This window comes from Cyanobium sp. NS01 (assembly GCF_014280235.1).
Lineage (GTDB): Bacteria > Cyanobacteriota > Cyanobacteriia > PCC-6307 > Cyanobiaceae > NIES-981.
The window spans coordinates 2,037,015-2,058,968 of sequence record NZ_CP047940.1 but is presented as its reverse complement, the minus strand read 5'-3'; the positions used below and the strand labels follow the sequence as shown (position 1 = coordinate 2,058,968).

23 protein-coding genes are annotated in these 21,954 nt (G+C 70.8%); 11 read left to right on the top strand and 12 right to left on the bottom strand.

From position 1 onward, the window contains the following. Nucleotides 1-15 precede the first annotated feature (15 nt). The 9 genes from CyaNS01_RS10685 to sppA form a co-directional block, all read right to left on the bottom strand. Nucleotides 16-1,533 carry an AAA family ATPase gene (locus CyaNS01_RS10685; protein WP_186697067.1) on the bottom strand — a complete coding sequence of 506 codons (1,518 nt, stop codon included), beginning with the start codon at nucleotides 1,531-1,533 and terminating at the stop codon, nucleotides 16-18. Further along, nucleotides 1,530-2,150 (bottom strand): DUF177 domain-containing protein, encoded by a 621-nt coding sequence (locus CyaNS01_RS10680; RefSeq protein WP_186697066.1) that lies wholly within the window; start codon nucleotides 2,148-2,150, stop codon nucleotides 1,530-1,532. Before CyaNS01_RS10680 ends, CyaNS01_RS10685 begins: the two co-directional genes overlap by 4 nt. A gap of 83 nt (nucleotides 2,151-2,233) precedes the next feature. Continuing rightward, complete coding sequence (yidC, locus tag CyaNS01_RS10675; RefSeq protein ID WP_186697065.1) at nucleotides 2,234-3,382, bottom strand: membrane protein insertase YidC; 1,149 nt, start codon at nucleotides 3,380-3,382, stop codon at nucleotides 2,234-2,236. 61 nt (nucleotides 3,383-3,443) lie between these two features. Then, nucleotides 3,444-3,854: a PH domain-containing protein gene (locus CyaNS01_RS10670; RefSeq protein ID WP_186697064.1), complete on the bottom strand. Its 411-nt coding sequence runs from the start codon at nucleotides 3,852-3,854 to the stop codon at nucleotides 3,444-3,446. After that, nucleotides 3,851-4,234, bottom strand: coding sequence for a ribonuclease P protein component (rnpA, locus tag CyaNS01_RS10665; RefSeq protein WP_186697063.1), 384 nt, complete (start codon nucleotides 4,232-4,234; stop codon nucleotides 3,851-3,853). The genes CyaNS01_RS10670 and rnpA overlap by 4 nt, the downstream gene beginning before the upstream one ends. 4 nt (nucleotides 4,235-4,238) lie before the next feature. Continuing rightward, complete coding sequence (rpmH, locus tag CyaNS01_RS10660; protein ID WP_186697062.1) at nucleotides 4,239-4,376, bottom strand: 50S ribosomal protein L34; 138 nt, start codon at nucleotides 4,374-4,376, stop codon at nucleotides 4,239-4,241. Nucleotides 4,377-4,458: 82 nt separating this feature from the next. After that, complete coding sequence (locus CyaNS01_RS10655; RefSeq protein WP_186697061.1) at nucleotides 4,459-5,061, bottom strand: DUF2808 domain-containing protein; 603 nt, start codon at nucleotides 5,059-5,061, stop codon at nucleotides 4,459-4,461. A gap of 72 nt (nucleotides 5,062-5,133) precedes the next feature. Beyond that, nucleotides 5,134-5,508 carry a chorismate mutase gene (aroH, locus tag CyaNS01_RS10650; protein ID WP_186700667.1) on the bottom strand — a complete coding sequence of 125 codons (375 nt, stop codon included), beginning with the start codon at nucleotides 5,506-5,508 and terminating at the stop codon, nucleotides 5,134-5,136. Then, nucleotides 5,505-6,317, bottom strand: coding sequence for a signal peptide peptidase SppA (sppA, locus tag CyaNS01_RS10645; RefSeq protein WP_186697060.1), 813 nt, complete (start codon nucleotides 6,315-6,317; stop codon nucleotides 5,505-5,507). Before sppA ends, aroH begins: the two co-directional genes overlap by 4 nt. Before the next feature lie 63 nt (nucleotides 6,318-6,380). Between sppA and CyaNS01_RS10640 the strand changes: the two genes are divergently transcribed. From CyaNS01_RS10640 to CyaNS01_RS10630, 3 genes are read left to right on the top strand one after another with little or no spacing between them, the layout of a single operon-like run. Next, complete coding sequence (locus CyaNS01_RS10640) at nucleotides 6,381-7,316, top strand: DMT family transporter (protein ID WP_186697059.1); 936 nt, start codon at nucleotides 6,381-6,383, stop codon at nucleotides 7,314-7,316. After that, nucleotides 7,316-8,440, top strand: a complete 1,125-nt coding sequence (locus CyaNS01_RS10635) for a glycosyltransferase (protein WP_186697058.1) — start codon at nucleotides 7,316-7,318, stop codon at nucleotides 8,438-8,440. Before CyaNS01_RS10640 ends, CyaNS01_RS10635 begins: the two co-directional genes overlap by 1 nt. 24 nt (nucleotides 8,441-8,464) lie before the next feature. Next, a complete protein-coding gene (locus CyaNS01_RS10630; protein ID WP_225875639.1) occupies nucleotides 8,465-10,291 on the top strand; it encodes a glycosyltransferase family 39 protein in 1,827 nt (608 codons plus the stop codon). Here CyaNS01_RS10630 and CyaNS01_RS10625 read toward each other — a convergent pair. Then, nucleotides 10,285-10,860, bottom strand: a complete 576-nt coding sequence (locus CyaNS01_RS10625; RefSeq protein ID WP_186697057.1) for a DUF721 domain-containing protein — start codon at nucleotides 10,858-10,860, stop codon at nucleotides 10,285-10,287. The two genes, CyaNS01_RS10630 and CyaNS01_RS10625, sit on opposite strands and share 7 nt — an antisense overlap. 111 nt (nucleotides 10,861-10,971) lie before the next feature. On the opposite strand from CyaNS01_RS10625, the gene CyaNS01_RS10620 reads away from it, so the two are divergent. The 5 genes from CyaNS01_RS10620 (at nucleotide 10,972) to CyaNS01_RS10600 (ending at nucleotide 15,546) form a co-directional block, all read left to right on the top strand. Beyond that, nucleotides 10,972-11,751 carry a PspA/IM30 family protein gene (locus tag CyaNS01_RS10620; protein ID WP_186697056.1) on the top strand — a complete coding sequence of 260 codons (780 nt, stop codon included), beginning with the start codon at nucleotides 10,972-10,974 and terminating at the stop codon, nucleotides 11,749-11,751. 156 nt (nucleotides 11,752-11,907) lie between these two features. Continuing rightward, nucleotides 11,908-12,240: a co-chaperone YbbN gene (locus CyaNS01_RS10615; protein WP_186697055.1), complete on the top strand. Its 333-nt coding sequence runs from the start codon at nucleotides 11,908-11,910 to the stop codon at nucleotides 12,238-12,240. Beyond that, entirely contained in the window at nucleotides 12,227-13,450 is a 1,224-nt protein-coding gene (locus CyaNS01_RS10610) for an aminotransferase class I/II-fold pyridoxal phosphate-dependent enzyme (protein ID WP_186697054.1), read from the top strand. The genes CyaNS01_RS10615 and CyaNS01_RS10610 overlap by 14 nt, the downstream gene beginning before the upstream one ends. Continuing rightward, on the top strand, nucleotides 13,447-14,187 hold the full coding sequence (locus CyaNS01_RS10605; protein WP_186697053.1) for a biotin--[acetyl-CoA-carboxylase] ligase: 741 nt from the start codon (nucleotides 13,447-13,449) through the stop codon (nucleotides 14,185-14,187). The genes CyaNS01_RS10610 and CyaNS01_RS10605 overlap by 4 nt, the downstream gene beginning before the upstream one ends. Before the next feature lie 132 nt (nucleotides 14,188-14,319). Further along, the gene (locus CyaNS01_RS10600; RefSeq protein ID WP_186697052.1) at nucleotides 14,320-15,546 is read left to right on the top strand and encodes a M23 family metallopeptidase; all 1,227 of its coding nucleotides are present in this window, start codon (nucleotides 14,320-14,322) and stop codon (nucleotides 15,544-15,546) included. On the opposite strand, the gene CyaNS01_RS10595 is transcribed toward CyaNS01_RS10600, so the two are convergent. Beyond that, nucleotides 15,543-16,250, bottom strand: coding sequence for an ABC transporter ATP-binding protein (locus CyaNS01_RS10595; protein WP_186697051.1), 708 nt, complete (start codon nucleotides 16,248-16,250; stop codon nucleotides 15,543-15,545). The genes CyaNS01_RS10600 and CyaNS01_RS10595 overlap by 4 nt on opposite strands. A 4-nt stretch (nucleotides 16,251-16,254) precedes the next feature. Continuing rightward, nucleotides 16,255-17,847, bottom strand: a complete 1,593-nt coding sequence (locus tag CyaNS01_RS10590) for an NAD(P)H-quinone oxidoreductase subunit N (protein WP_370561834.1) — start codon at nucleotides 17,845-17,847, stop codon at nucleotides 16,255-16,257. A gap of 149 nt (nucleotides 17,848-17,996) precedes the next feature. On the opposite strand from CyaNS01_RS10590, the gene topA reads away from it, so the two are divergent. Genes topA through CyaNS01_RS10575 form a run of 3 tightly spaced genes read left to right on the top strand, consistent with a single transcriptional unit; the run spans nucleotide 17,997 to nucleotide 21,954 of the window. Further along, nucleotides 17,997-20,759: a type I DNA topoisomerase gene (gene topA / locus CyaNS01_RS10585; protein ID WP_186697050.1), complete on the top strand. Its 2,763-nt coding sequence runs from the start codon at nucleotides 17,997-17,999 to the stop codon at nucleotides 20,757-20,759. Continuing rightward, on the top strand, nucleotides 20,759-21,295 hold the full coding sequence (locus tag CyaNS01_RS10580) for a hypothetical protein (RefSeq protein ID WP_186697049.1): 537 nt from the start codon (nucleotides 20,759-20,761) through the stop codon (nucleotides 21,293-21,295). Before topA ends, CyaNS01_RS10580 begins: the two co-directional genes overlap by 1 nt. After that, nucleotides 21,295-21,954 carry a DUF2232 domain-containing protein gene (locus CyaNS01_RS10575; RefSeq protein ID WP_186697048.1) on the top strand — a complete coding sequence of 220 codons (660 nt, stop codon included), beginning with the start codon at nucleotides 21,295-21,297 and terminating at the stop codon, nucleotides 21,952-21,954. Before CyaNS01_RS10580 ends, CyaNS01_RS10575 begins: the two co-directional genes overlap by 1 nt.

Below are 21,954 nucleotides of genomic sequence, written 5' to 3'. Positions count from 1 at the left end.
GGAACCACGGGCTTGTTACCTGGCGTCGGAGTTCGTTACGCCCCGCAACCTGGAGGCGGGTCGGGCTCGCCCCGTGCTGGCCCATTGCTCCAGGGCCTCGAGCTGCTCGCGGGCCGTGCGGCTGAGGGGAACCACCTGGCTGGCCGCGGCGATCAGGTCGGCTTCGCCGAACTCGCGCCGCTCGGCAAAGGCCAGGTGCATGGCCTCGATCACCGTCTGCTCCAGCTCCGCTCCGGAGAAGCCCGCCGTGCGATCCACCAACACCTCCAGCGGCAGGCTGTGGCCCGGCCGGCGCTGGCGCAATTGCAGGTCGAGGATGGCGCGCCGTTCCTCCGCTCCCGGCAGTGCCAGCAGAAAAATCTCATCGAAGCGACCCTTGCGCAGCAGTTCGGGGGGCAGCCTCTCGGCCGCGTTGGCCGTGGCCACCACGAACACCGGGCTGGTCTTTTCCGCCATCCAGGTGAGCACCGTGCCCAGCACCCGCTGGCTGGTGCCGCCGTCACTGCGGCCGTCGCTGCTGGCCCCGAGACCGAAGCCCTTGTCCACCTCATCGATCCAGAGCACGCAGGGCGCCATGGCCTCCACCCTCTGGATCATGTCGCGGGTGCGGGCCTCCGAGGCCCCCACCAGGCCGGCGAACAGGCGCCCCACATCCAGTCGCAGCAGGGGCATCGACCAGCTGTGGGCAATGGCCTTGGCCGTGAGCGACTTGCCCGTTCCCTGGGGGCCCACCAGCAGCACCCCCCGGGGCAGGGGCAACCCGTAGGCCCGGGCCTCCTCGCTGAAGGCCCGGCGCCGTTGCTCCAGCCAGTGCTTGAGGGATTCGAGCCCGCCGATGTCGGCCGGGCTGGAGCTGCTGGGGCAGTACTCCAGCAGGTCGCTCTTGGCGATCGCCTGGCGCTTTTCCTCCAGCACCTCGGCCAGGTCGTCGGCACCCAGCTGGCCGCGGCGGGCCAGGGCGCGGGCCGCCAGCTGGCGCACGCGCTGTTCGCTGAGGCCGTGGCAGGCCGCCGTGAGCTGGCGCAGCACCGGCGGATCGAGCGCCCGGCCACTGGCGGCGGCGATCGAGCTCAGCAGCTGGCCGATCTCCTCGGCATCCGGCAGCGGCAGATCCAGCAGGGTGATGCAGTCATCGAGGTCCGGCGGCACCTTCCAGTCCGGCGCCGTGATGATCAGGGTGCGGGGGGTCTGGCGCAGGCTGCCGGCCAGGTTGCGCAGGCGGCGGCAGATGCCGGCATCCTCGCCGTAGCGGTGGAAGTCGCGCAGCAGCAGGATCGCGCCCTGCTCAGCAGGCAGGGAATCGAGGCAGCTCAGGGCCGCCATCGGATTGCGGCTGGCCTCGCCCTCGCGGTTCGGGGCGCCGCGCAGGCCATCCACGAAGTCCCAGCGCAGCAGGGTGCGGTTGCCCAGCCGCCGCGCCGCCTGCTCCAGCAGGGCCTCCACCCGCTGCTCCTCGAGGCTGCGGATCCAGATGATCGGGGTGCGGGCCCGGATCATCAGGTCGAGGTGGTCGGCCCAGCTGGTTTCGCTCATGGTTGCGGTCTGGGATGGTTTGGCCCCTTGGCGGCGTTCTGGCGCAGAGCGGCCAGGGCTGCCCAGCGGGGGTCGCCGCCGGCGGCCTCGCCAGGCAGCTCGCCAGCGGGCTCCCCCACGGGTGGGCCGCTGCCCCAGTGGGCCGGGCCTGGGCAGTCGGCACCGCAGCGGTTCACCAGGGGCAGCTGCAGGCTCAGCTGCTCGAAGATCCAGTGGGCCGGGTCGAAGTCGCCGCGGGGATCGAGGGATTCGCTGAGGTTGTCGGCGTCGAGATCGAGGCGGGGATCCAGCGCCCGGGTCAGGGCCACATCCAGGCTCTGGGGGTCGGCCGAGCCCAGCCAGATCAGCTCCTGAGCCTTGGCTTCCAGGGAGTGGTTGTAGTGGCCCAGGCAGCGGTCGCAGCAGAGGGTCACGATCGTGGCCGCCTCCCCCTCCACCTCCAGGGCGTCGCCGCGGTGCCGCGCCCGCACCACGCCCCGCACCGGCGTGAGGCTGTCCAGGCCGTTGAGGTGGTGCTCCAGAGGCCATTCGAGGCCGCCCTTGAGGGCCTGGAGCTCACGGATCGGCACGGGCCGCAGCCGTGGCGGCGCAGGGGGGGTGGCGTGGGGAGAATCCATCGGGGGGTGGTGGGGCGGGAAGCACCGGTGGCCGCAGTCCTCCATGCCGCTGCGGTGGACCCGCTGGCATCACCGGCGCGGGATCATTTCTTGCCCTTGGGCTCGAAGGGAAGCCGGCCGCCCCGCTCGCCGATGCCGACGCCGCCGGCTGCCACGGTGATGGCCTGCTGCGACCTCTGCTGATCGAGGATGGCCTGCAGGTTGTCGGGCAGGGCCTCGCGGCTGAGCAGAAAGGTCTGCAGAGCCTGAAAGATATTCGCCACCACCATGTAGAGCAGCACCCCGGCCGGCAGGGGGAAGAACAGGAACATGGCCGTGATCATCACGGGGGTGATCTTGTTGGCCGTGGACTGCTGCGGATTGGCCGGCATGCCCATCCCCGAGAGGATCTGGGAGATGAACAGGGTGGCGCCGAAGCCGGCCACCAGGCCGGCGATGTCCCAGTTCACCTGGCCTTCGCTCATGAAGCCCACCTGACCCAGGGCCTTGATGAACAGGAAGCCGCTGCGGGCCGCCAGGCCTGGAATCTTGGCCTCCACCGTGGCGTCGCCGGGGGCGATGGCGGTGATGGTGCCGTTCTGATCCACCCGCACCACCTCCTCGCCCTTCGTCACGCTCCAGCTGGGCTGGAAGGCGTCGCCGTTCTCCACCCCGGCCAGCACCGAGGCGAAGCTCTCATCGGTCTTGGTGTGCAGCGTCACGGTTTCGCTGCTGCCCACCGCCAGCTTGTTGCCGGCCTCGAGGCTGGCGATCACCGGCACATGGCTGGTGCTGGTGACGAAGATCGAGTGGCTGGCCGTGTTGAAGGGCTTGGTCTCGATCGTGGCCACCTGGTCGGCGGGCAGCACCTTGAGGTTCACGGTGTAGGGCACATCGGCGAAGGGTGAGCCCCGCAGGGTGGCGAACAGGGCGAACAGGATCGGCATCTGCACCAGCAGGGGCAGACAGCCCGCCAGAGGGCTGCCGAACTCCTTCATCAGCTTGCCCAGCTCCTCCTGTTGTTTCTGGGGGTTGCTGGCGTGCCGAGCCTTGATCTCGGCCTGGCGCTTCTGCATCACCGGCTGGGCGATGCGCATGCGGCGGGCATTGCGGATCGATCCGGCGCTGAGCGGAAACAGGGCGAGCCGGATCACCACCGTGAGGGCAATGATCGCCAGCCCGTAGCTCGGCACCAATCCGTAGAAGAAATCGAGGATCGGGAGGAGCAGGTTGTCGGAAATGTAGCCGATCACAGCGGTGGGGGCCTGGGGGTTGAAGGAGGGCGAGGCTCAGTGTGCCTGAGCAGGCGGGGGTTCAGGCGGCCATGCCCTTGGGGGCGGCCGGACGCCTGGCCTGACGGCGTTCCTCGATGTAGGCCTCCAGCTCACGAAACCTGGGCATGGAGCGCATTTCGAGCTTGGCGCCGTCGTTGAGCACCAGCACCATGTCGCCCCAGGCGCCGAAGCCCCGGGGCACGCTGCGCACCTCCCGGATCTGGCTGTACACCACCTGGGTGCGGTCGCGGCCCAGCCAGCCGCCATTGATCTCGATGCGGCGGCTGGTGATGCGGAAGCGCAGCCACAGGGCGCGCACCACGGCGCCCACCGCAAAGGGCAGGCCGATCACGGTGAGGCCGAAGAGCAGGTTGGTGATCAGGTCGCCCTTGGCCGGGCCCCCTTCGTAGAACACCGTTTCCTGGATCTCGGTGGGGCTCTGCTTGCTCATCGTCTCAGACCTGCCCGGTGCAGAAGCTGTTCACATTCTTCCAGCAGGGCGTCGTCTTCGCGATCGACACTGCCTGGCTTGAGGCTGAGCAGCAGCCAGATCGGCCCCTGGCACGGGGCGATCCCCTGGTTGGTCAGGTGGTTGTGCAGCAGCCGGCGCAGGTGGTTGCGCCGCACGGCCCGCTTGTGCACTTTGGAGCTGATCACCACCCCACAGCGCCAGGGACTCTGGGCATGGCCACGCTCGGCGGCGGGCTCGAGAGCCGGCTTGACGGGATGCCAGCGCAGGCTGAGGTGGGGGCTGTGGAGCTGTCGGCCCCGGCGGTAGAGGGCGTCAAAGACCCGCTGCCCCTTCAGGCGGTGGCGGCGGGGCAGAGCCATGGGTTCAGACGGCCAGGCGGGAGCGGCCGCGACGACGACGGGTGCGGATCACACGGCGGCCGGTGTGACTGCGCATGCGCACTCGGAAACCAGAAACCCGCTTGCGCTTGCGGCTCGTGCCCCCCAGGGTTCGCTTGGTCATGGCTCTCTGTTCGCTCCTTCCGTCGCGTGTTGACTGGTGATCGATCAAGCTATCAGGCCAGCTTGCGCCGCCTGGCCTGAACTCAGTTGCTGGGCGGGTCGATCTGGATCAGCCAGCTGCCCAGGTAGCCCGAGATCGGCACCTCGCCGGGGGCCTGGGCCAGGGCATTGAACTGGTACATCCCCACGTCAAAGGGGTTGAACAGCCGCATGTACACACCGATGGTGTCGGTGTCAGACACCGGCGTGTCGGGGAAGATCTCAATGGCACCGCCGTTCTCGGCGATCTCGATCGTGGCGGGGATGGTCTCCAGGCAGCGCGTGCGCGACAGCATGCCGCCCTTGCTCATCCTGCAGAGCTCCACCCGGCTGGGATCGATCTTGGCGTCAAAGTGATCGGGGATCGTGACGCTGAGCTTGAGGATGGCCGTCTTGCGGTCCTTCGGGCGCAGCACCAGGTAGTACTCCGAGCGCTGCAGGCGCTGGGTGTTGGTCATGAAGAAATAGAGCTTGCGGTAGTCGCGGCTGTTCTCCCAGCGGAACTCCAGCAAGCCAGGGGTGCCCTGGGCACGGGCCGGCGGCTGCAGGGCCGCAGGGCTCAGCAGACTCAGGGCGCTGAGGGCGGCGGTACCGAGACCCGCTGCCACGGCAAGGGCCAGGGGGCGGCGTGGTGGGTGGAAACCCATGGGGCCTGCTCCGATCAATCCCTCAATCCCAGCAGAGCGGACGGAGCGCTGCGGGCTCAGGTGGTCGGCGGGCTAGCTGGCGCGGTCGGGCCGCAGGCGGCTCGCGCCCCGCAGATAGGGATGGCAGGGCTGGCGATCCGGATCCATCCAGGCGTGGGCCAGCAGGCGGATGCAGTGGGTCAGATCCCCTGCCACCGCCATCTGCTGACAGTCGAGCAGGGCAACATGCTCCCAGCCAGCGCGGCGCCTGGCGATCGCGGCCGGGAAGCAGGCGTCGAGGTCCGTGGTCACCGAGAAGGTCACCGAGAGCACCTGATGGCCTTCCAGGCCATTGCGCTCCACCAGCGCCTGCATCAGTTCCGCCACGGCCTCGTCGATGGCAGCCGCCGTGTTCGCCTGGCAGGTGGTGGCCCCGCGCAGGGCCCGCAGCTGCAGCCCGCCGCTCATGGGCGGAACAGCCACAGGGGCTGGCCGCACCAGCCGAGCTCCAGGCTGAGCAGCTGCTGCAGCCGATCCACCTGGCTGCGGCCGGGGATCAGGCCGGCGAAGCGCCTGGGTGGCGCCCCGAAGGTGATCGGCCGGGTCTTCTCCGCATCCAGCCCGGCCAGGTCGGCCACCAGGCGGCGGGCGGCCTCCTCATCCCCCAGCGCGTCCACCAGCCCCAGCTCCAGCGCCTGGGCCCCACTGAACACGCGCCCATCGGCGAAGGCCCGCACCGCCTTGGTCTCGAGCCCGCGGCCCTCGGCCACGGCGCCCACGAACTGGTGATAGCTGGAGTCGATCAGGCTCTGCAGCAGCTCCCGTTCCGCCTCGCTCAGGGCCCGATCCGGCGAGAGGATGTCTTTGTAGAGGCCGCTCTTCACCGTTTCGAAGCTCACGCCGAGCCGCTTCAGCAGCTTCGAGAGGTTGTTGCCCCGCAGGATCACGCCGATCGAGCCGGTGATGCTGCCGGGGTTGGCCACGATCTTCTCGGCCGCCACGCCGATGTACACCCCCCCGGAGGCGGAGATGTTGCCGAAACTGGCCACCACCCGGCAGCCCTTCTGACGCAGCCGCAGCAGGGCGGCATGGATCTCCTGGCTGTCGCCCACCGTGCCGCCGGGACTGTCGATCCGCAGCAGCAGGGCCGGGCACTCCCGTTGCTCCACCTGGCGCAGGGCCTTCAGCACCCTGGTGCGCGTGCCCCCGCCGATGGGGCCTTCGATGGCGATCCGCGCCATGGTGCGGCGTGTCTTGCGGCGCCAGGGCCAGACCATGGAACTCTTGTGTGGTTGCCGGATCTTAAAAAGAAGCCTCCACCGGCCTTGAAAACCGCCCCCATGCCCCAGGCCCTGCGCTGGCTGCTGATGCTGTTGCCGTTCGCCCTCTGGGGCACGGCGATGGCGGCCATGCGCCCGCTGCTCAGCGACGGCGGGCCCCTGCTGGTGGCCACCCTGCGGCTGCTGCCGGCCGGGGTGCTGCTGCTGCTGGCGGCGCTGCTGCTGGGCCGTCCCCTTGCCATCCACCGCGCTGACTGGCCCTGGCTGCTCGCCTTCGCCCTGGTGGACGGGGCCCTGTTCCAGGGCTTGCTGGCCCGGGGCCTGGTGCAGACCGGGGCTGGCCTGGGCTCGGTGCTGATCGACTCCCAGCCCCTGCTGGTGGCCCTGATGGCCCGCAGCCTGTTCGGCGAGGCGATCAACCCGGTGGGCTGGCTGGGGCTGGTGCTCGGGCTGCTGGGCATCCTCTGCCTGGGTCTGCCGGCCGCCGTGCTGCGCCACTGGTGGCTGGAAGGACCCCTGGTGCCGGATCAGCGGGCCTGGAGCCATGGCGAGCTCTGGATGCTGGCCGCGGCGGTGGCGATGGCGGTGGGCACGGTGCTCTGCCGCTATGCCGTGCGCCACAGCGATCCGCTGGCGGTCACCGGCTGGCACATGCTGCTGGGGGGTCTGCCGCTGCTGGCGCTGCACGGGGCGCCGCTGCTGGCCTCGGGTGGCCCCTGGCTGCCGGCCTGGTCGTCGCTGCAGTGGGGCCTGATGGCCTACGCCAGCCTGCTGGGCAGCGCCCTGGCCTACGGCTTGTTCTTCTGGTTCGCGAGCAGCGGTGATCTCACCGGCTTCACCGCTCTCACCTTCCTGACTCCCGTGTTTGCCGTGCTCTGTGGGGTGGTGTGGCTGCAGGAGCGGCTCTCGCCGCTGCAGTGGCTGGGGGCCGGGCTGGCGATGGTGTCGGTGCTGCTGATCAACCGCCGCCAGCAGCTCTGGGGAGGACCGCTCTGATGCGCATCCTGGTGGTGACCACCCCGATGGGCCCCCTGGGCAGCGGCGCCGGTGGCGGTGTGGAGCTCACGGCCCTCTCCCTGGTGGCGGGGCTGCTGCAGCGCGGCCACCAGGTGATGGTGCTGGCCGCCGAGGGCTCCCGGCTGCCGGCCAGCTGCGGCGGCGCTGAGCTCTGGCTGGAGCGTGGTGAGGCCCAGCCCAGCTGCCAGCACCAGGAGCGCCACAGCCCGCTGCTGATCCCGGCCGATGGCCTGCTGCCCCGCCTCTGGCGACGGGCCCTGAGCGAGCAGCATCGCGCCGATGTGATCCTGAACCTTGCCTACGACTGGCTGCCGCTCTGGCTCACGCCCCACGTGACCACGCCCCTGGCCCACCTGATCAGCATGGGATCGGTGGGCGAGGCGATGGATGCGGTGATCGCCGAGGTGGCGGCCCGCCAGCCGGGGCGCCTGGCCTTTCACACCGCCGCCCAGGCCGCCGATTTCAGCCTGCCGGCAGCGCCGCGGCTGGTGGGCAACGGTTTTGATCTGGATCAGTACGGCTTCAATCCCCAGCCGGAGCGGCTGCTGGGCTGGGCCGGCCGCATCGCCCCCGAGAAGGGCCTGGAGGATGCGGCGGCCGTGGCGGCTCAGCTGCAGATTCCCCTGGCGGTGTGGGGTCTGCCCCAGGATCCGGCCTATGCCCGCTGGGTGGAGAGCTCTGTGCCCCCCGGCACGCTGCAGTGGCGGGGGTTTCTGCCCACCGAGCAGTTGCAGCGCGAGCTGGGGCGCTGCGCGGTGCTGCTCAACACCCCGAAGTGGAACGAGGCCTTCGGCAACGTGGTGGTGGAGGCCATGGCCTGTGGTGTGCCGGTGGCCGCCTATGCCCGCGGTGGCCCGGGGGAACTGGTGCAGGAGGGGCTTACCGGTGCCCTCGCGGCTGCCGATGACCGGGCGGCCCTGGCGTTGGCCACCGAACGGGCGCTGGGGGTGGAGCGGGCGGCCTGCCGACGCTGGGCGGAGCGCCACTGCTCGCGGGCGGTGTTCGCCGAGCGGATCGAGGGCTGGCTGGAGGAGGTGTGGCGGGAGGCGGGACTGCAGGGGGGAGGTGCTGCAGCGGAGGGTGGCCCCGCCCGGCGCAGATAGGGTCGCCCCAGTTCCCTGGGCCCTGTGACCCCTGCTCCAGTTCCCACCTGCCAGCGTCGCCGGGTGCTGCTGCTGTGTCTTGGCCTGGGGGTGGTGCTGTTTCTGTGGCAGCTGGGGGTCAGCGGCCTGGTGGACGAGACGCCGCCGCTGTTCGCCGCCTCGGCCCGGGCGATGGCCGAGGCCGGCGACTGGCTGATTCCGTGGGTCAACGGCCTGCCGCGCTACGACAAGCCGCCACTGGTGTACTGGGGGATGGGCCTGGTCTATGCCCTTCCCGGCCAGGGGTGGTGGAACCCCCTGGGCACCTGGGCGGCCCGGCTGCCCTCAGCCCTGGCCACGATCGGGCTGATGCTGGCCCTGGCCGACACCCTGCTGCGCTGGCCCCAGCACGGCCGCCGTGCCGCCCTGGCTGCCCTGACGGCCGCCGTGGCCTTCGCCCTCTCGCCTCTGGTGCTGCTGTGGGGACGGATCGCGGTGAGCGACGGCCTCTTTTCCGGTTGCCTGGGCCTCAGCCTGCTGCTCTGCTGGCGCTGCTACGCCGCGGGCGGCCGCGGCTGGTGGTGGGGCTGGCTCTGGCTGGGCCTGGCGGTGCTCGCCAAGGGGCCGGTGGCGGTGCTGTTGCTCGGCCTCACCCAGCTGCTGTTCGGCTGGCTGCAGGGTGACCTGGCGCGGCTCTGGTGTCGGCTGCGGCCGCTGCCGGGACTGGCGATCACGGCGGCCCTGAGCCTGCCCTGGTACGGCCTGGCCCTGGCGGTGGAGGGGGAGCCCTTCTGGCGCAGTTTCTTCGGCTACCACAACCTGCAGCGCTTCACGGCTGCGGTGAACAACCACTCCCAGCCCTGGTGGTTTTTCGGGCCGGTGCTGCTGCTGGCCAGCCTGCCCTGGAGCCCCGTGCTGCTGCTGGGCCTGGTGCAGGGCCTCAGGGGGGGCGAGGCCTGGCGCTGGCGCCCGGTTCCGGTGGCGCCGCTGCCCCCGGCCCTGTCGCTGCAGCGCTACAGCGCCTGCTGGCTGCTGGCGGTGCTGCTGTTCTTCACCCTGGCGGCCACCAAACTGCCCAGTTACTGGCTGCCCGCCACGCCTGCGGCGGGGGGGCTGGTGGCCCTGGCGGCCCAGCGGGCCCAGGCGAAGCGCTGGGGCTGGGGTTGGGCTGCAGTCAGCACGGTGCTGTTGAGCCTGGTGATGGCCCTTGCTTTCGCCGCTGCCCCCCTGTGGCTGCCGCTGGTGATCACGCCGGAGATGCCGTCGCTGCCCCAGGAGCTGTTGGAGTCGAGGCTGCTGGCCCTCGCCGCCGCCTGTTACGGCCTGGCGGCCCTAGTGGGGGCGGTGCTGTGGTGGCGGCGTCAGCCGCTGCCGGGGCTGGCGGCCCTGCAGGTGCCGCTGCTGCTGTTCGTGCCGCTGGTGCTGCTGCCCAGCTGGCAGCTGGGGGATCGGCTGCGGGGCCTGCCGGTGCGGGCCATGGCCAGCGCCGTGCGGCAGCACCAGACGCCTGACCAGCCCCTGGCCATGGTGGGCATGTTGAAGCCCTCGCTGCACTACTACAGCCGCCGTGTGGTGATCTACGAGGGGGCACCGGCCACGGGGCTGGTGAACCTGGCCGATCGCCTGGGCCGGGAGCGTCGCCGGGGTCAGGAGCCGAGCGGGGCGGAGCAGCAGCCTTCGGTGCTGCTGGTGATCGATGCCGCCACGGCTGAGCGGCCCCACTGGCGCGCTCTGGAGCCCGAGCTGCTGGCCTCCTCCGGCATCTATCGGCTCTGGCGCCTGGATCGCCAGCGCCTGGAGCGCCGGGCCGCGGCACTGGCCGCCGCCGGTGTACGGCCCGATTGGCAGGATCCGCGGCCCGAGCGCTACTGAGGGCTGCCGCTGACGGGGTTCTCGGCGAGGAGCTGGCGGCGGCAGAAGCTGCAGCTGCCCCAGCGGGCCATCTCCCCGGCGGGGGCTGGGCAGTGGCAGCCGGGGCAGGTGGCCATGCCGTGCACATCCACCCGGCTGGGGTGCCGGGCCCAGCTGCCTGCTGTCTCTTCAGCGGCCAGACCGGGCTGGGTGACTGGATGGTGCTGGGTGAGGCGCACTTCCCGCACGGCAAAGCCGGCGGCCCGCAGGCTGCCCAGCAACTGGTGGCGGTTGTACTGCAGGGCCTGCAGCCAGGGGCCGGGGGCGGCTCCCACCGTGAGCACCGAGCCCTGCAGGCGCAGGGGGCGGCAGTGTGGGGCCAGTTGGGGACCCGCCAGCGTCGGCCAGCGCTGCCAGAGCGCCCCCAGGTTGCCCTGGCGCTGCCACTGCTGCTGCAGGGTGTCGAGGCACTGGGCCAGGGCCGTGGCCGGCGGGTGGCTGGCCGGCACCATCACCGTGATGCTGCCGATACGGCGCTGACCCGTGGCCGGGGCATTGCCGCGGCTCCGCTGTCGCTGCGACCCTGCCATTGCCGCCAATCAGATCCTGCCCCCATTCTGAGTCCTGAGCGCGATGGTGCCGCTCCGATCAGACGCCGGTGGCGTTCATGGTTAGCCTCTGGCCTTGCCCCCAGCTGCGCCATGGGCTTTTTTGACCGCCTCAGCCGACTGCTCCGTGCCAACGCCAATGCGGCGATCGGCAGCATGGAGGATCCCTCCAAGATCCTTGACCAGTCCGTCGCGGACATGCAGTCCGACCTGATCAAGCTCCGCCAGGCGGTGGCCACGGCCATTGCCAGTCAGAAGCGGATCGCCAACCAGGCCGAACAGGCGGAGAGCCAGTCCAAGACCTGGTATCAGCGCGCCGAACTGGCCCTCCAGAAGGGGGAGGACGACCTCGCCCGCGAGGCCCTCACCCGCCGCAAGACCTACGACGACACCGCCACCGCGCTCAACGCCCAGCTCAACAGCCAGGCCGGCCAGGTGGACGCGCTCAAGAAGAGCCTGGTGGCGCTGGAGGCCAAGATCGCCGAGGCCAAGACCAAGAAGGACATGCTCAAGGCCCGGGCCCAGGCTGCCCAGGCCCAGGAGCAGCTCCAGAGCGCCGTGGGCAACCTCGGCACCAACTCCTCGATGGCGGCCTTCGAGCGCATGGAGGAAAAGGTGCAGAACCTGGAGGCCCGCAGCCAGGCGGCGGCCGAGCTGGCCGGCGCCGACCTCGAGAGCCAGTTCGCTGCGCTTGAGAGCAGCGATGTGGACGATGAGCTCGCCGCTCTCAAGAACCGGCTCTCCGGCGCCGCCGGCCCGGAACCTGTGGCCCTGCCCAAGGACAGCGATCCGGTGCCCCAGCTGGAGCCGGTGAAGGTGGCCCAGGTGGATGCCGAACTCGAAGAGCTCAAGCGCTCGATCGACAAGCTCTGATCCCCCGTTCTGCTCGCCATGGGCCCTGAACCACCCGCGGGGGTCATGGCTTGACCGTTGGCTGCCCCTGAGCGGTGCCGGCGGGCCCCTACCTTGAAGCCTCGCTCCGAAGGGTTCCCTCCCTCCACGCTCCCGTTCTTTCCCTCTGCTGTTCCCGTGTCCACTGCCGTGTCCGTCGTTCATCTCACCGACGCCAACTTCGACGCTGAAGTGATCGCCTGCAGCGAGGCGGTGCTGGTGGATGTCTGGGCCCAGTGGTGCGGCCCCTGCCGTCTGATGGCACCGCTGATGGACTGGGCTGCCAGCGACTACGCCGGCCGCCTCAAGGTGGGCAAGCTCGAGGCCGATCCCAACCCCGGCAGCCGCGACCGCCTGCAGGTGCAGGGCCTGCCGACCCTGGTGCTGTTCAAGGCCGGCGCCCCGGTGGCTCGCCATGAGGGCGCCATGGCCAAGGCCCAGCTCAAGGCCTTCCTGGATGCCCATCTCTGAGCGCCTGGCCCAGCTGGGAAGTGGCGTCTTCGCCCGCAACGACCGACGCAAGAGCGCCTACAGCCTGAGGGCCGCCGCTGCCGACAGCGGCCTGGAGCCCCTGCTCGATCTCTCCCTGGGATCCACCGATCTGCTGCCGCCGCCCGAGGCGATCGCGGCGATGCAGCGCGTCCTCGACGCCCCCTCGAGTGCGGCCTATTGCCTGCACCACGCCACGCTGCCCTTCCGGGAGGCCGCCGCGGCCTGGGCGCAGCGGCGTTTCGGGGTGTCCGTCGATCCGCAGCGCGAAGTGCTGCTGCTGGTGGGATCCCAGGAGGGCACGGCCCACCTTCCCTTGGCGGTGCTGAATCCCGGCGATGCCGCCCTGCTGCTCGACCCCTACTACCCCTCCCACCTGGGGGGCCTGCAGCTCGCCTCGGCCCGGCCCCAGCTGTTGCGCCTCGATGCAGCCAGCGGCTGGCGTCCCGATTTCGAGCGGGTGTCCACCGCCGAGTGGGAGGCCCTCAAGCTGATGGTGCTGGGGTTCCCCCACAACCCCACGGCCACCACCGGGGAGCAGGCCTGGGTGGATGCGGCCATGCACAAGGCCCTGCGCCACGACGTGGTGCTGGCCCATGACAACCCCTACGTGGACCTGGCCCTCGACGGGGAGGCCCCGGCCCTGCTGCGCCACCCGGGCTGGCGCAGCCATGGCATCGAGTTCTTTTCCCTCTCCAAGAGCTGGTGCCTGGGGGGCTTCAGGCTGGCCTTCGCCATCGGTGCCGAGTGGCTGATCACCGCGTTGAGGCAGCTCAAGGGGGTGGTGGATTTCAACCAGTCCCTCGCCCTGCAGGCCGGGGCGATCGCCGCCCTGGAGCAGGCCCCCCACTGGCCGGCCCAGCTGGGCCGGACCTACCGCCAGCGACGCGACCACATGGCCGCGGCCCTGGAAGCTGTGGGCTGGCCGGTGCGCCGCCCCAGCATGGCCCTGTATCTGTGGCTGGCCCTGCCGCCCCAATGGCAGAGCCAGTCAGGCGAGGACCAGGGCGAGGGCTCAGAAGCCTTCTGTGCCGCCCTGCTGCAGGCCACCGGGGTGGCCCTCACCCCCGGCAACGGCTTTGGCCCCGGTGGTGAGGGCTGGGCCCGCTTGGCCCTGGTCCACCCCACGGAACAGCTGCAGCAGGGCGCCGCCCGCATCGGCACCTGGCTGGCCGCCGGGGCGCCCCGGTGAGCGGCTGGCAGATCCGGCGGCTGCCCGTGTGCGCCAGCACCGAGTGGGAGCTGGATCGCTGGCTGCGGCACAGCCCCCCCGGCCCCCAGGGCCCCGATCCGTGGCGGGCCGTGGTAGCGAGGCGGCAGCGCCACGGCCAGGGGCAGAGGGGGCGGCCCTGGTGCGCGCCCGCTGGCGGGGTGTGGCTCAGTGCCGCCTTCCCCTGGCCTGGAGCGTCGCGGGCGCCGGCCAACCTGCCCCTGGCTCTGGCCGTGGGCCTGGCGCGGGAGCTGGAAGGACTGGGTCTGCCGGTGCGGATCAAGTGGCCGAACGATCTGCTCGTGCATGGCGGCAAGCTGGCGGGCCTGCTGCCGCGCCAGCGCTGGCGTGGGGGCCGCCTGCTCTGGGCCCAGGCCGGCATCGGCCTCAACGGCACCAACCGGGTGCCGCCCGGGGCGGTCTCGGTGGCTCAGGCTCTGGCCCGATCAGGAGGGCGGCGGGGACCAGGCCCCGGCCGCTGGCATCCCCAGGCCTGCCCCAGACGACTGGAGGCGAGGGTGTGGAGCGCGCTTCGCTGGGCCATGGCCCAGGCGGGTGAAGCGGAACTGGTGCGGGACCAGGCCGAACAGCGGCTCTGGCAGCCGCCCGAGGGAGTGCTGGTGGGGGAGGAGCCGTGGCAGGTGGCCGGTCTGGAGCTGGATGGTCGCCTGCGGCTGCAGAGGGGGGTGGCCCTCACCTGGCTCAGCCGTAGCTTCTGAGCCTGTCGTTCTCGCGACAGCATGGGTAGCGGCAGCTGGTCGGTTCGCGGGTGAGAATGGGGCCTCGCGGCTGCCCTGGGAGCCCTGACGCCTGCGCTGACGCTCGCCCCACTGCCTGCTCTGATCCGCTCCATGGCACGTCTGTTCCACCTCCATCTCCTTCCTGCCGCCCTGGTGACGGGTGGAACCCTGATCGGGCTGGTGGGCCTGGGGATCGCCCAGGAGCGATCCCCAGCCGATGCGGCGGCGCCCTCCCAGGCCCCCACGGCCTCAGAGGCTCCTGCCGCCGCCGCCGGCGCCGCCGCCACCTCCTCTGAGGCCGGGAGCGCTGCCGGGGCGGAGCCTCGAGCCGGGCGGCCGCTGCGCCGCCCGCCCACCCCCGCTGCCGCAGTCCCGGCACCTCGCTCCGTGCCCCCTGCCTCAGCGCGGGACTCCCCTCCAGCGGCCAGCTTCGACAGCTCCCTCGATGCCCTCGTACGCGAGGGCGTTGTCACCCCGGCCGAACGGGAGCGGGTGCGTTCCGGCAGCCGCGCCATCCCGTTCAACAGCCCCGCGAATGTCCAGGCCTGCAGCAGCGGCGCTCTCTCAGCCCAGGAGTGCCGCCGGGGCGTGGTGGTGCGGGGCTGGGGTCGCCCTGGCAGCAGCACGTCGGCCTCCGGCGGCCTTCTTGGCGGCGACGCCGGCAGCGGCATCACCGGAGCCGGACAACGGCTGATCGGCGGGGCCCCGCTCACCACGCCGCTCACGGTCCCCGTGGCGGCCCTGCTGGCCGGCAGCGGCGGCGGCTTCCGCCTTGCCGATGTGTTCGCGGTCACGCCCCGCCCCTCGCCGATCGGTGGCAACGGCAATCGCCGTCTGCTCTTTCCCCTGATCGGTTCGGCCGTCACCAGCAGTGGTTTCGGCTTCCGCGTCCACCCCGTGCTGGGCAGCTGGCTGATGCACGCCGGCCGTGACCTGGCGGCGCCGGAGGGCACGCCTGTGGTGGCCTCCCTCAGCGGCCAGGTGATCAGCAGCGGCGTGGCAGGCGGTTACGGCCTGGCCATCGAGATCGAACATGAGCGCCCCAGGCGGCGCACGCTCTACGGGCATCTCAGCGAGCTCTACGTGAAGCCCGGCGATCGGGTGCGGCAGGGGGAGGTGATCGGCCGGGTGGGCAGCACGGGCCTCAGCACTGGCCCTCACCTGCATTTCGAGCTGCGGCTACCCGCCGATGGCGGCTGGCTGGCGGTGGATCCCGGCGATCTCGACCCTGGCCGGGCCGCCGGCGGCAGCGATGCCATCGCCCTGTTGATGGGCCAGCTGCTGCAGAGCCTGGAGCGGCCCGTCGCCCCCCTGGCCCCTGCCCCTCCAGCGGGCTAGCGGGCGGCCAGGGCCGGTGTCTGGGTGGTCGTCTCGGTGATCCGGCCATCACGGAAATGGACCACCCGGTCGGCGCGGGCGGCCACATCGTCTTCATGGGTCACCATCACCACGGTCATGCCGCCTCGGTGCAGTTCATCGAAAATGGCCAGCACCTCCTCGGTGGTGCGGGAATCGAGGGCGCCCGTGGGTTCATCGGCCAGCAGCAGGGCGGGTTGGTTGATGATCGCCCGGGCGATCGCCACCCGCTGCTGCTGGCCGCCGGAGAGCTGGTTGGGTTTGTTGTTCAGCCGATCCGCCAGCCCCACCCGTCCGAGGGCCTCCTCGGAGCGCCGCCGCCGTTCCGGGGCCGGCACTCCCGCGTACACCATCGGCAGCATCACGTTGTCGAGCGCCGAGAGCTGGGGCAGCAGGTGGAACTGCTGGAACACGAACCCCAGATCGCGGTTGCGCAGATCGGCCAGCTGGTCGTCATTGAGCTGGTTCACCTGGGTGCCGCTGAGGCGGTAGCTGCCGGCACTGGGCCGATCCAGGCAGCCGAGGATGTTCATCGCCGTGCTCTTGCCCGAACCGGACGCCCCCATCACGGCCAGATAGTCACCGCGGTTGACGGTGAGGCTGAGGCCATCGAGGGCCCGCACCTCCGTGTCACCTGAGCCGTAGACCTTCTCCACGGCCTCGAGTTGGGCAACGGGCTGGATCACGGCATCAACCGATCGGTGGAGCTGTGGCGCTGGCGATGGCCTGCTGCAGGATCGGCGTGCCCACCACCGCCTCGCTGGCCCAGGTGAACAGCGGGCTGGAGAGCACCCCTCCCACCGCGGTGACGATCACACAGCCCACCAGCGCCGTGCGCAGCTCCGGCATGCCGGCAATCGACCAGGAGATCTCCGGGTAGGCCTTCACCACATCGGACGCTTCCTGGGGCTCTTTGACCACCATCATCTTGATCACGGAGATGTAGTAGTAGATCGAGACCACGGAGGTGACCAGGCCCACCACCACCAGCAGATATTGCTGATCAGCCCAGCCGGCGAAGAAGAGGTAGATCTTGCCGAAGAAGCCCAGCATCGGGGGGATACCGCCCAGGGAGAGCAGGCAGAGGCTGAGCCCCAGGGTGATCAGGGGATCTTTCTGGTAGAGGCCTGCGTAGTCGGCAATACGGTCGCTGCCGGTGCGCAGAGAGAACAGGATGATGCAGGCGAACGCCCCCAGGTTCATGAACAGGTAGGCGGCCATGTACAGCACCATGGCCGCGAAGCCGTCCTCGGTGCCGCACACCAGCCCGATCATCACGAAGCCGGCCTGGCCGATCGAGCTGTAGGCGAGCATCCGTTTCATGGAGGTCTGGGCCAGGGCCACCACGTTGCCCAGCACCATGCTGAGGATGGCCAGCACGGTGAACAGCAGCTTCCACTGAGCATCAAAGCTCTCGAAGCAGCCCACCAGGATGCGAACGGCCAGCGCGAATCCTGCCGCCTTGGAACCCACCGAGAGGAAGGCCACCACTGGGGTGGGCGAGCCCTCGTAGACGTCGGGCGTCCACTGGTGGAAGGGCACGGCGGCGATCTTGAAGGCCACGGTGGCCAGCACGAACACCAGTGCCAGGGCGGTGACCGGCGAGGCGCTGGTCTGCAGGGCCAGGGCGACGGCATCCAGTCCGGTGGCACCACCGGTGAGGCCGTAGAGCAGGGAGGCTCCGTAGAGGAACACCGCCGCGGCGGCAGAACCCACCAGCAGGTATTTGAGTGCCGCCTCGGAACTGCGGGCGTCGCGCTTCATGTAGCCCGCCAGCAGGTAGCTCGATACCGAGAGCGTTTCCAGGGAGATGAAGATGCTCACCAGATCGGTGGCGCCGCAGAGGAACATGGCGCCGAGGGTGGCGGCCAGCAGGATGGCGGCGTATTCGCCCACCGGCGTGCCGCTGCGCTCCACGTAGCGCCAGCTCAACAGCAGCGAGATCAAGGTGGAGGTCGCCACCACGCCGCGGAAGGCGATCGCCAGGTTGTCGGCGAGGAAGGAGCCGAGGAAGGACGGCTCCAGCGCCGGGGTGTTCCACTGCAGGGCCAGCAGCACCAGGGCGCCGCCGAGACCGGCGTAGCAGAGGGGCGGCACCCAGCGGCTGGCGGCCTGCTCGCCGGCCAGATCCACCAGCAGACAGGCGATCAGGGCCAGCAGCACGGCCACCTCAGGGGCGATGGCGCCGGCATTGAGCTGGAGGCTGAGCCCACCACTGCCGAACCCCGCACCGATGGCCTGGGTGGCGGGTTGGGCCGCCTCTGCGAGCGTGGCAGCGGCCACGGCTGGGAGAGCACCGAGCAGGGAGATCACGGGGGTGATGCGGCCAGATTTGGTGCCGGAACTGTAGCGGCGTTGCCCCGGTTCCCCAGCGGCAGGATGCGGTGCCGGCCGCCGATGCGATAAAGAGGGGGGAGGTCGTTCGCCTGTCTGTGGGTCACACCCTCGTCATCGTTGAGAGCCCCACCAAGGCCCGCACCATCCGTGGATTCCTGCCCAAGGACTTCCGCGTGGAGGCCTCCATGGGACACGTGCGGGACCTGCCGAACAACGCCAGTGAGATCCCTGCCGCTCACAAGGGTGAGAAGTGGGCGAACCTGGGCGTGAACACCGCCAGCAACTTCGAGCCGCTCTACGTGGTGCCGAAGGACAAGAAGAAAGTGGTGAAGGAACTCAAGGACGCCCTCAAGGGCGCCGATCAGCTCCTCCTGGCCACGGATGAGGACCGGGAGGGTGAAAGCATCAGCTGGCACCTGTTGCAGCTGCTACAGCCCAAGGTTCCCGTCAAGCGAATGGTGTTCCACGAGATCACCAAGGCGGCCATCGGCCGCGCCCTCGACGACACCCGGGAGCTCGACATGGAGCTCGTCCACGCCCAGGAGACACGCCGGATCCTCGATCGGCTGGTGGGCTACACCCTCTCGCCGCTGCTCTGGAAGAAGGTGGCCTGGGGCCTGTCGGCCGGCCGGGTGCAGTCGGTGGCGGTGCGCCTGCTGGTGCAGCGCGAGCGGGCCCGCCGGGCCTTCCACAGCGGCAGCTACTGGGACCTCAAGGCCCAGCTGGAGCAGGCCGGCGGCCGCTTCGAGGCCAAACTCAGCCACCTCAAGGGGGAGCGCATTGCCGGCGGCTCCGACTTCGACGAGACCACCGGTGCCCTCAAGGCCGGCAGCCGAGTGCGGCTGCTGGCCGAGGACGAGGCCCGCAGCCTCCAGGCCGCCGTGCAGAGCGGAGCCTGGTCGGTGGCGCAGGTGGAGGCCAAGCCGAGTGTGCGTAAGCCGGTGGCGCCCTTCACCACCAGCACCCTGCAGCAGGAGGCGAACCGCAAGCTGCGGCTCTCGGCCCGCGAGACGATGCGCGCCGCCCAGGGGCTCTACGAGCGGGGCTTCATCACCTACATGCGCACCGATTCGGTGCACCTCAGCGACCAGGCGATTCAGGCGGCCCGCAGCTGCGTGGCGGCCAAGTACGGCGACACCTACCTGAGTCCCGCGGTGCGGCAGTTCTCCACCAAGGCCCGCAACGCCCAGGAGGCCCACGAGGCGATCCGACCGGCCGGGGAGAGCTTCCGCGAACCAGGCGACACCCGCCTGGAAGGCAGGGATCTGGCCCTCTATGAGCTGATCTGGAAGCGCACTGTGGCCAGCCAGATGGCTGAGGCGCGGCTCACGATGCTGGCCGTGGATCTGGAGGTGGAGGGCGGCAGCCTCGGCACGGCGCGCTTCCGCGCCAGCGGCAAGCGGATCGATTTCCCCGGCTTCTTCCGTGCCTACGTGGAGGGCAGCGACGACCCCGATGCGGCCCTGGAGGGCCAGGAAGTGCTGTTGCCCGCCCTGGCGGTGGGCGATGCTCCGGCCTGCCAGGGGGTGGAGGCCCTCGGCCACCAGACCCAGCCTCCAGCGCGCTACAGCGAGGCCGCCCTGGTGAAGATGCTGGAGAAGGAGGGCATCGGCCGCCCCTCCACCTACGCCTCGATCATCGGCACGATCGTGGACCGGGGTTACGCCACGCTCCTGAACAACTCCCTCACCCCCAGCTTCACGGCCTTCGCGGTGACGGCCCTGCTGGAGGAGCACTTCCCCGATCTGGTGGACACCAGCTTCACCGCCCGGATGGAGCAGAGCCTCGACGAGATCTCCCACGGCCAGGTGGCCTGGCTGCCCTACCTGGAGTCGTTCTACAGAGGCGAGAAGGGTCTCGAAACCCAGGTGCAGCAGCGCGAGGGTGACATCGACCCCGGCGTCTCCCGCACCGTGTCGCTGGAGGGGCTGCCCTGCGTGGTGCGGATCGGCCGCTTCGGGGCCTACCTGGAAACCAAGCGGGTGGCCGATGACGGCACCGAGGAGCTGCTCAAGGCCACCCTGCCCCTGGAGATCACCCCGGCCGATCTCGACGCCGACAAGGCCGAGCTGCTGCTGCGCCAGAAGGCGGAAGGTCCCGAGTCCCTGGGCGAGGACCCCGAGACGGGTGAGCAGGTGTACCTGCTGTTCGGCCAGTACGGCCCCTACGTGCAGCGCGGCCAGGTGAGTGAGGCCGTTCCCAAGCCCAAGCGCGCCTCGCTGCCCAAGGGCCAGAAGCCCGAGGAGCTCAGCCTCGCCGATGCCCTGGGCCTGCTGCGCCTGCCCCGGACCCTCGGCGACCATCCCGAGGGCGGAAGGGTGGAGGCCGGCCTGGGCCGCTTCGGGCCCTACGTGGTGCACCACAAGGGCAAGGGCGAGAAGGACTACCGCTCGCTGAAGGCTGAAGATGACGTGCTCATGGTGCCCTTGAGCCGCGCCCTGGAACTGCTGGCGATGCCCAAGCGTGGCCGCGGTGGCCGCACCGCCCTCAAGCAGCTCGGGCTGCCGGAGGGCAGCGACGAACCGGTGCAGCTCTTTGATGGTCCCTATGGCCTCTACGTGAAGCAGGGCAAGGTGAACGCCTCCCTGCCGGAGGGCACCACGGCCGACACCATCACCCTGGAGCAGGCGATCGAGCTGCTGGCGGCCAAGGCCGCCACGGGCAAGACCTCCAGGGGCAAAGCCTCCCCTGGCACGACAGCCACCGGCAAGCGCGCCGCCTCCGCCAAGACCGCCAAGACAAAAGCCGCTGCGGCGGCCAAGAGCCAGCAGGCCGCCGCCAAGAAGCCTCCCACCACCACCAAGACCGGTCGGCTGCGGGCCAGCGCCGTGCGCGTGATCAAAGCGGCGGAGAGTTGATGCTCCGGCCCCGCCCCGATGGCCGCCGCTGGGGGCCGGTTCTGTGCGCCGGCTTCATCGGCGTGCTGCTGGGCGGGTGCAGTGGGACTCCCCTGGGGGAACAGCTCTCGCGCAGTTTCTCGGCCCCCGACCCCGCCACACCAGGTGATGGGGCCCCTGCTGCCACGCAGGAGACCACAGCGCCGGCCACCCCTGGATCCCCCACCGCGGCCCCCGGCGCTGCAACCCCGCCCGGAGGGGCCACGGCCCCAACGGCGGCCCAGCCGAAACCGGAGCCGGGGGCAGCCACCCCCCGGGCGCCCGTGCTCTCCCCGGCTCCCTACCGGATCACGCTCAAGCTGGCCGGGGCTGATCCGGCTGCGCCCGCCGAGGCCCTCACCGAGGCCCTGCGGGCGGCCGGGGTGCCCTTCGAAGTGGAGATGATCGAGCGGGTGCTGTCCTCCGGCGGTGCCGCCGACCCTGCCCCCATAACCACTCCCGCTCCGGCCCCAAGCGCCACGCCCCCCGCGACGCCTCCGGCCCCGGCGACCCGCTGATGGCTCCCCGGTCCGTCGACAACAGCCTCAGCCGCCGCCAGGCCCGCCAGCTGATGGACACCGCCTACCTGGCCGCGGCCACCGGGCTGCTCTGGCTGGCGCTCTACTACCTGCCGGTGGGCAGTCCCCTGTTCCGCCTGGCCCTGCCCCTGCCCCTGGCCCTGCTGCAGCTGCGCCACGGCTGGCGCTGCGCCGTGGAGGGGCAGGCGGTGGCCTGCCTGCTGGCGGTGGCGCTGATGGGGCCGATCCGCGGCCCGCTGCTGCTCTTTCCCTATGGCCTGCTGGCCCTCTGGCTGGGCTGGTGCTGGCGGCGCAAGCTGAACTGGTGGCTCAGCTGGTCGGTGGGCAGCCTGATCGGCGCCGCCGGCTTCCTGGTGCGGGTGGCGGTGCTCTCTGTGCTGGTGGGGGAAAATCTCTGGGTGGTGATCACCACGGCGGCGGCCGGCCTGCTGGAGCGCCTGGCGGGGCTGGTGGACCTGGTGTCCGCCATCGACCTGGCCCAGGTGCAGGTGGCGGCGCTGCTGCTGGTGCTGGTGCAGAACGCCATCGTGGTGCTCACCCTGCACGCCGTGGCCTACTGGATCTTTCCGCGCTTGCAGGCCCCCATCAGCGAACCGCCCGCAGCCCTCAGGGCCCTTGTGGCCCTCGATCCCCTCTGA

Coding starts and splice junctions, on each gene's coding strand:
- CyaNS01_RS10685 (WP_186697067.1), bottom strand. CDS start 1,533: ATGAGCGAAACCAGCTGGGCCGACCACCTCGACCTGATGATCCGGGCC.
- CyaNS01_RS10680 (WP_186697066.1), bottom strand. CDS start 2,150: ATGGATTCTCCCCACGCCACCCCCCCTGCGCCGCCACGGCTGCGGCCC.
- CyaNS01_RS10670 (WP_186697064.1), bottom strand. CDS start 3,854: ATGAGCAAGCAGAGCCCCACCGAGATCCAGGAAACGGTGTTCTACGAA.
- rnpA (WP_186697063.1), bottom strand. CDS start 4,234: ATGGCTCTGCCCCGCCGCCACCGCCTGAAGGGGCAGCGGGTCTTTGAC.
- rpmH (WP_186697062.1), bottom strand. CDS start 4,376: ATGACCAAGCGAACCCTGGGGGGCACGAGCCGCAAGCGCAAGCGGGTT.
- CyaNS01_RS10655 (WP_186697061.1), bottom strand. CDS start 5,061: ATGGGTTTCCACCCACCACGCCGCCCCCTGGCCCTTGCCGTGGCAGCG.
- aroH (WP_186700667.1), bottom strand. CDS start 5,508: ATGAGCGGCGGGCTGCAGCTGCGGGCCCTGCGCGGGGCCACCACCTGC.
- sppA (WP_186697060.1), bottom strand. CDS start 6,317: ATGGTCTGGCCCTGGCGCCGCAAGACACGCCGCACCATGGCGCGGATC.
- CyaNS01_RS10640 (WP_186697059.1), top strand. CDS start 6,381: ATGCCCCAGGCCCTGCGCTGGCTGCTGATGCTGTTGCCGTTCGCCCTC.
- CyaNS01_RS10635 (WP_186697058.1), top strand. CDS start 7,316: ATGCGCATCCTGGTGGTGACCACCCCGATGGGCCCCCTGGGCAGCGGC.
- CyaNS01_RS10625 (WP_186697057.1), bottom strand. CDS start 10,860: ATGGCAGGGTCGCAGCGACAGCGGAGCCGCGGCAATGCCCCGGCCACG.
- CyaNS01_RS10620 (WP_186697056.1), top strand. CDS start 10,972: ATGGGCTTTTTTGACCGCCTCAGCCGACTGCTCCGTGCCAACGCCAAT.
- CyaNS01_RS10610 (WP_186697054.1), top strand. CDS start 12,227: ATGCCCATCTCTGAGCGCCTGGCCCAGCTGGGAAGTGGCGTCTTCGCC.
- CyaNS01_RS10600 (WP_186697052.1), top strand. CDS start 14,320: ATGGCACGTCTGTTCCACCTCCATCTCCTTCCTGCCGCCCTGGTGACG.
- CyaNS01_RS10580 (WP_186697049.1), top strand. CDS start 20,759: ATGCTCCGGCCCCGCCCCGATGGCCGCCGCTGGGGGCCGGTTCTGTGC.
- CyaNS01_RS10575 (WP_186697048.1), top strand. CDS start 21,295: ATGGCTCCCCGGTCCGTCGACAACAGCCTCAGCCGCCGCCAGGCCCGC.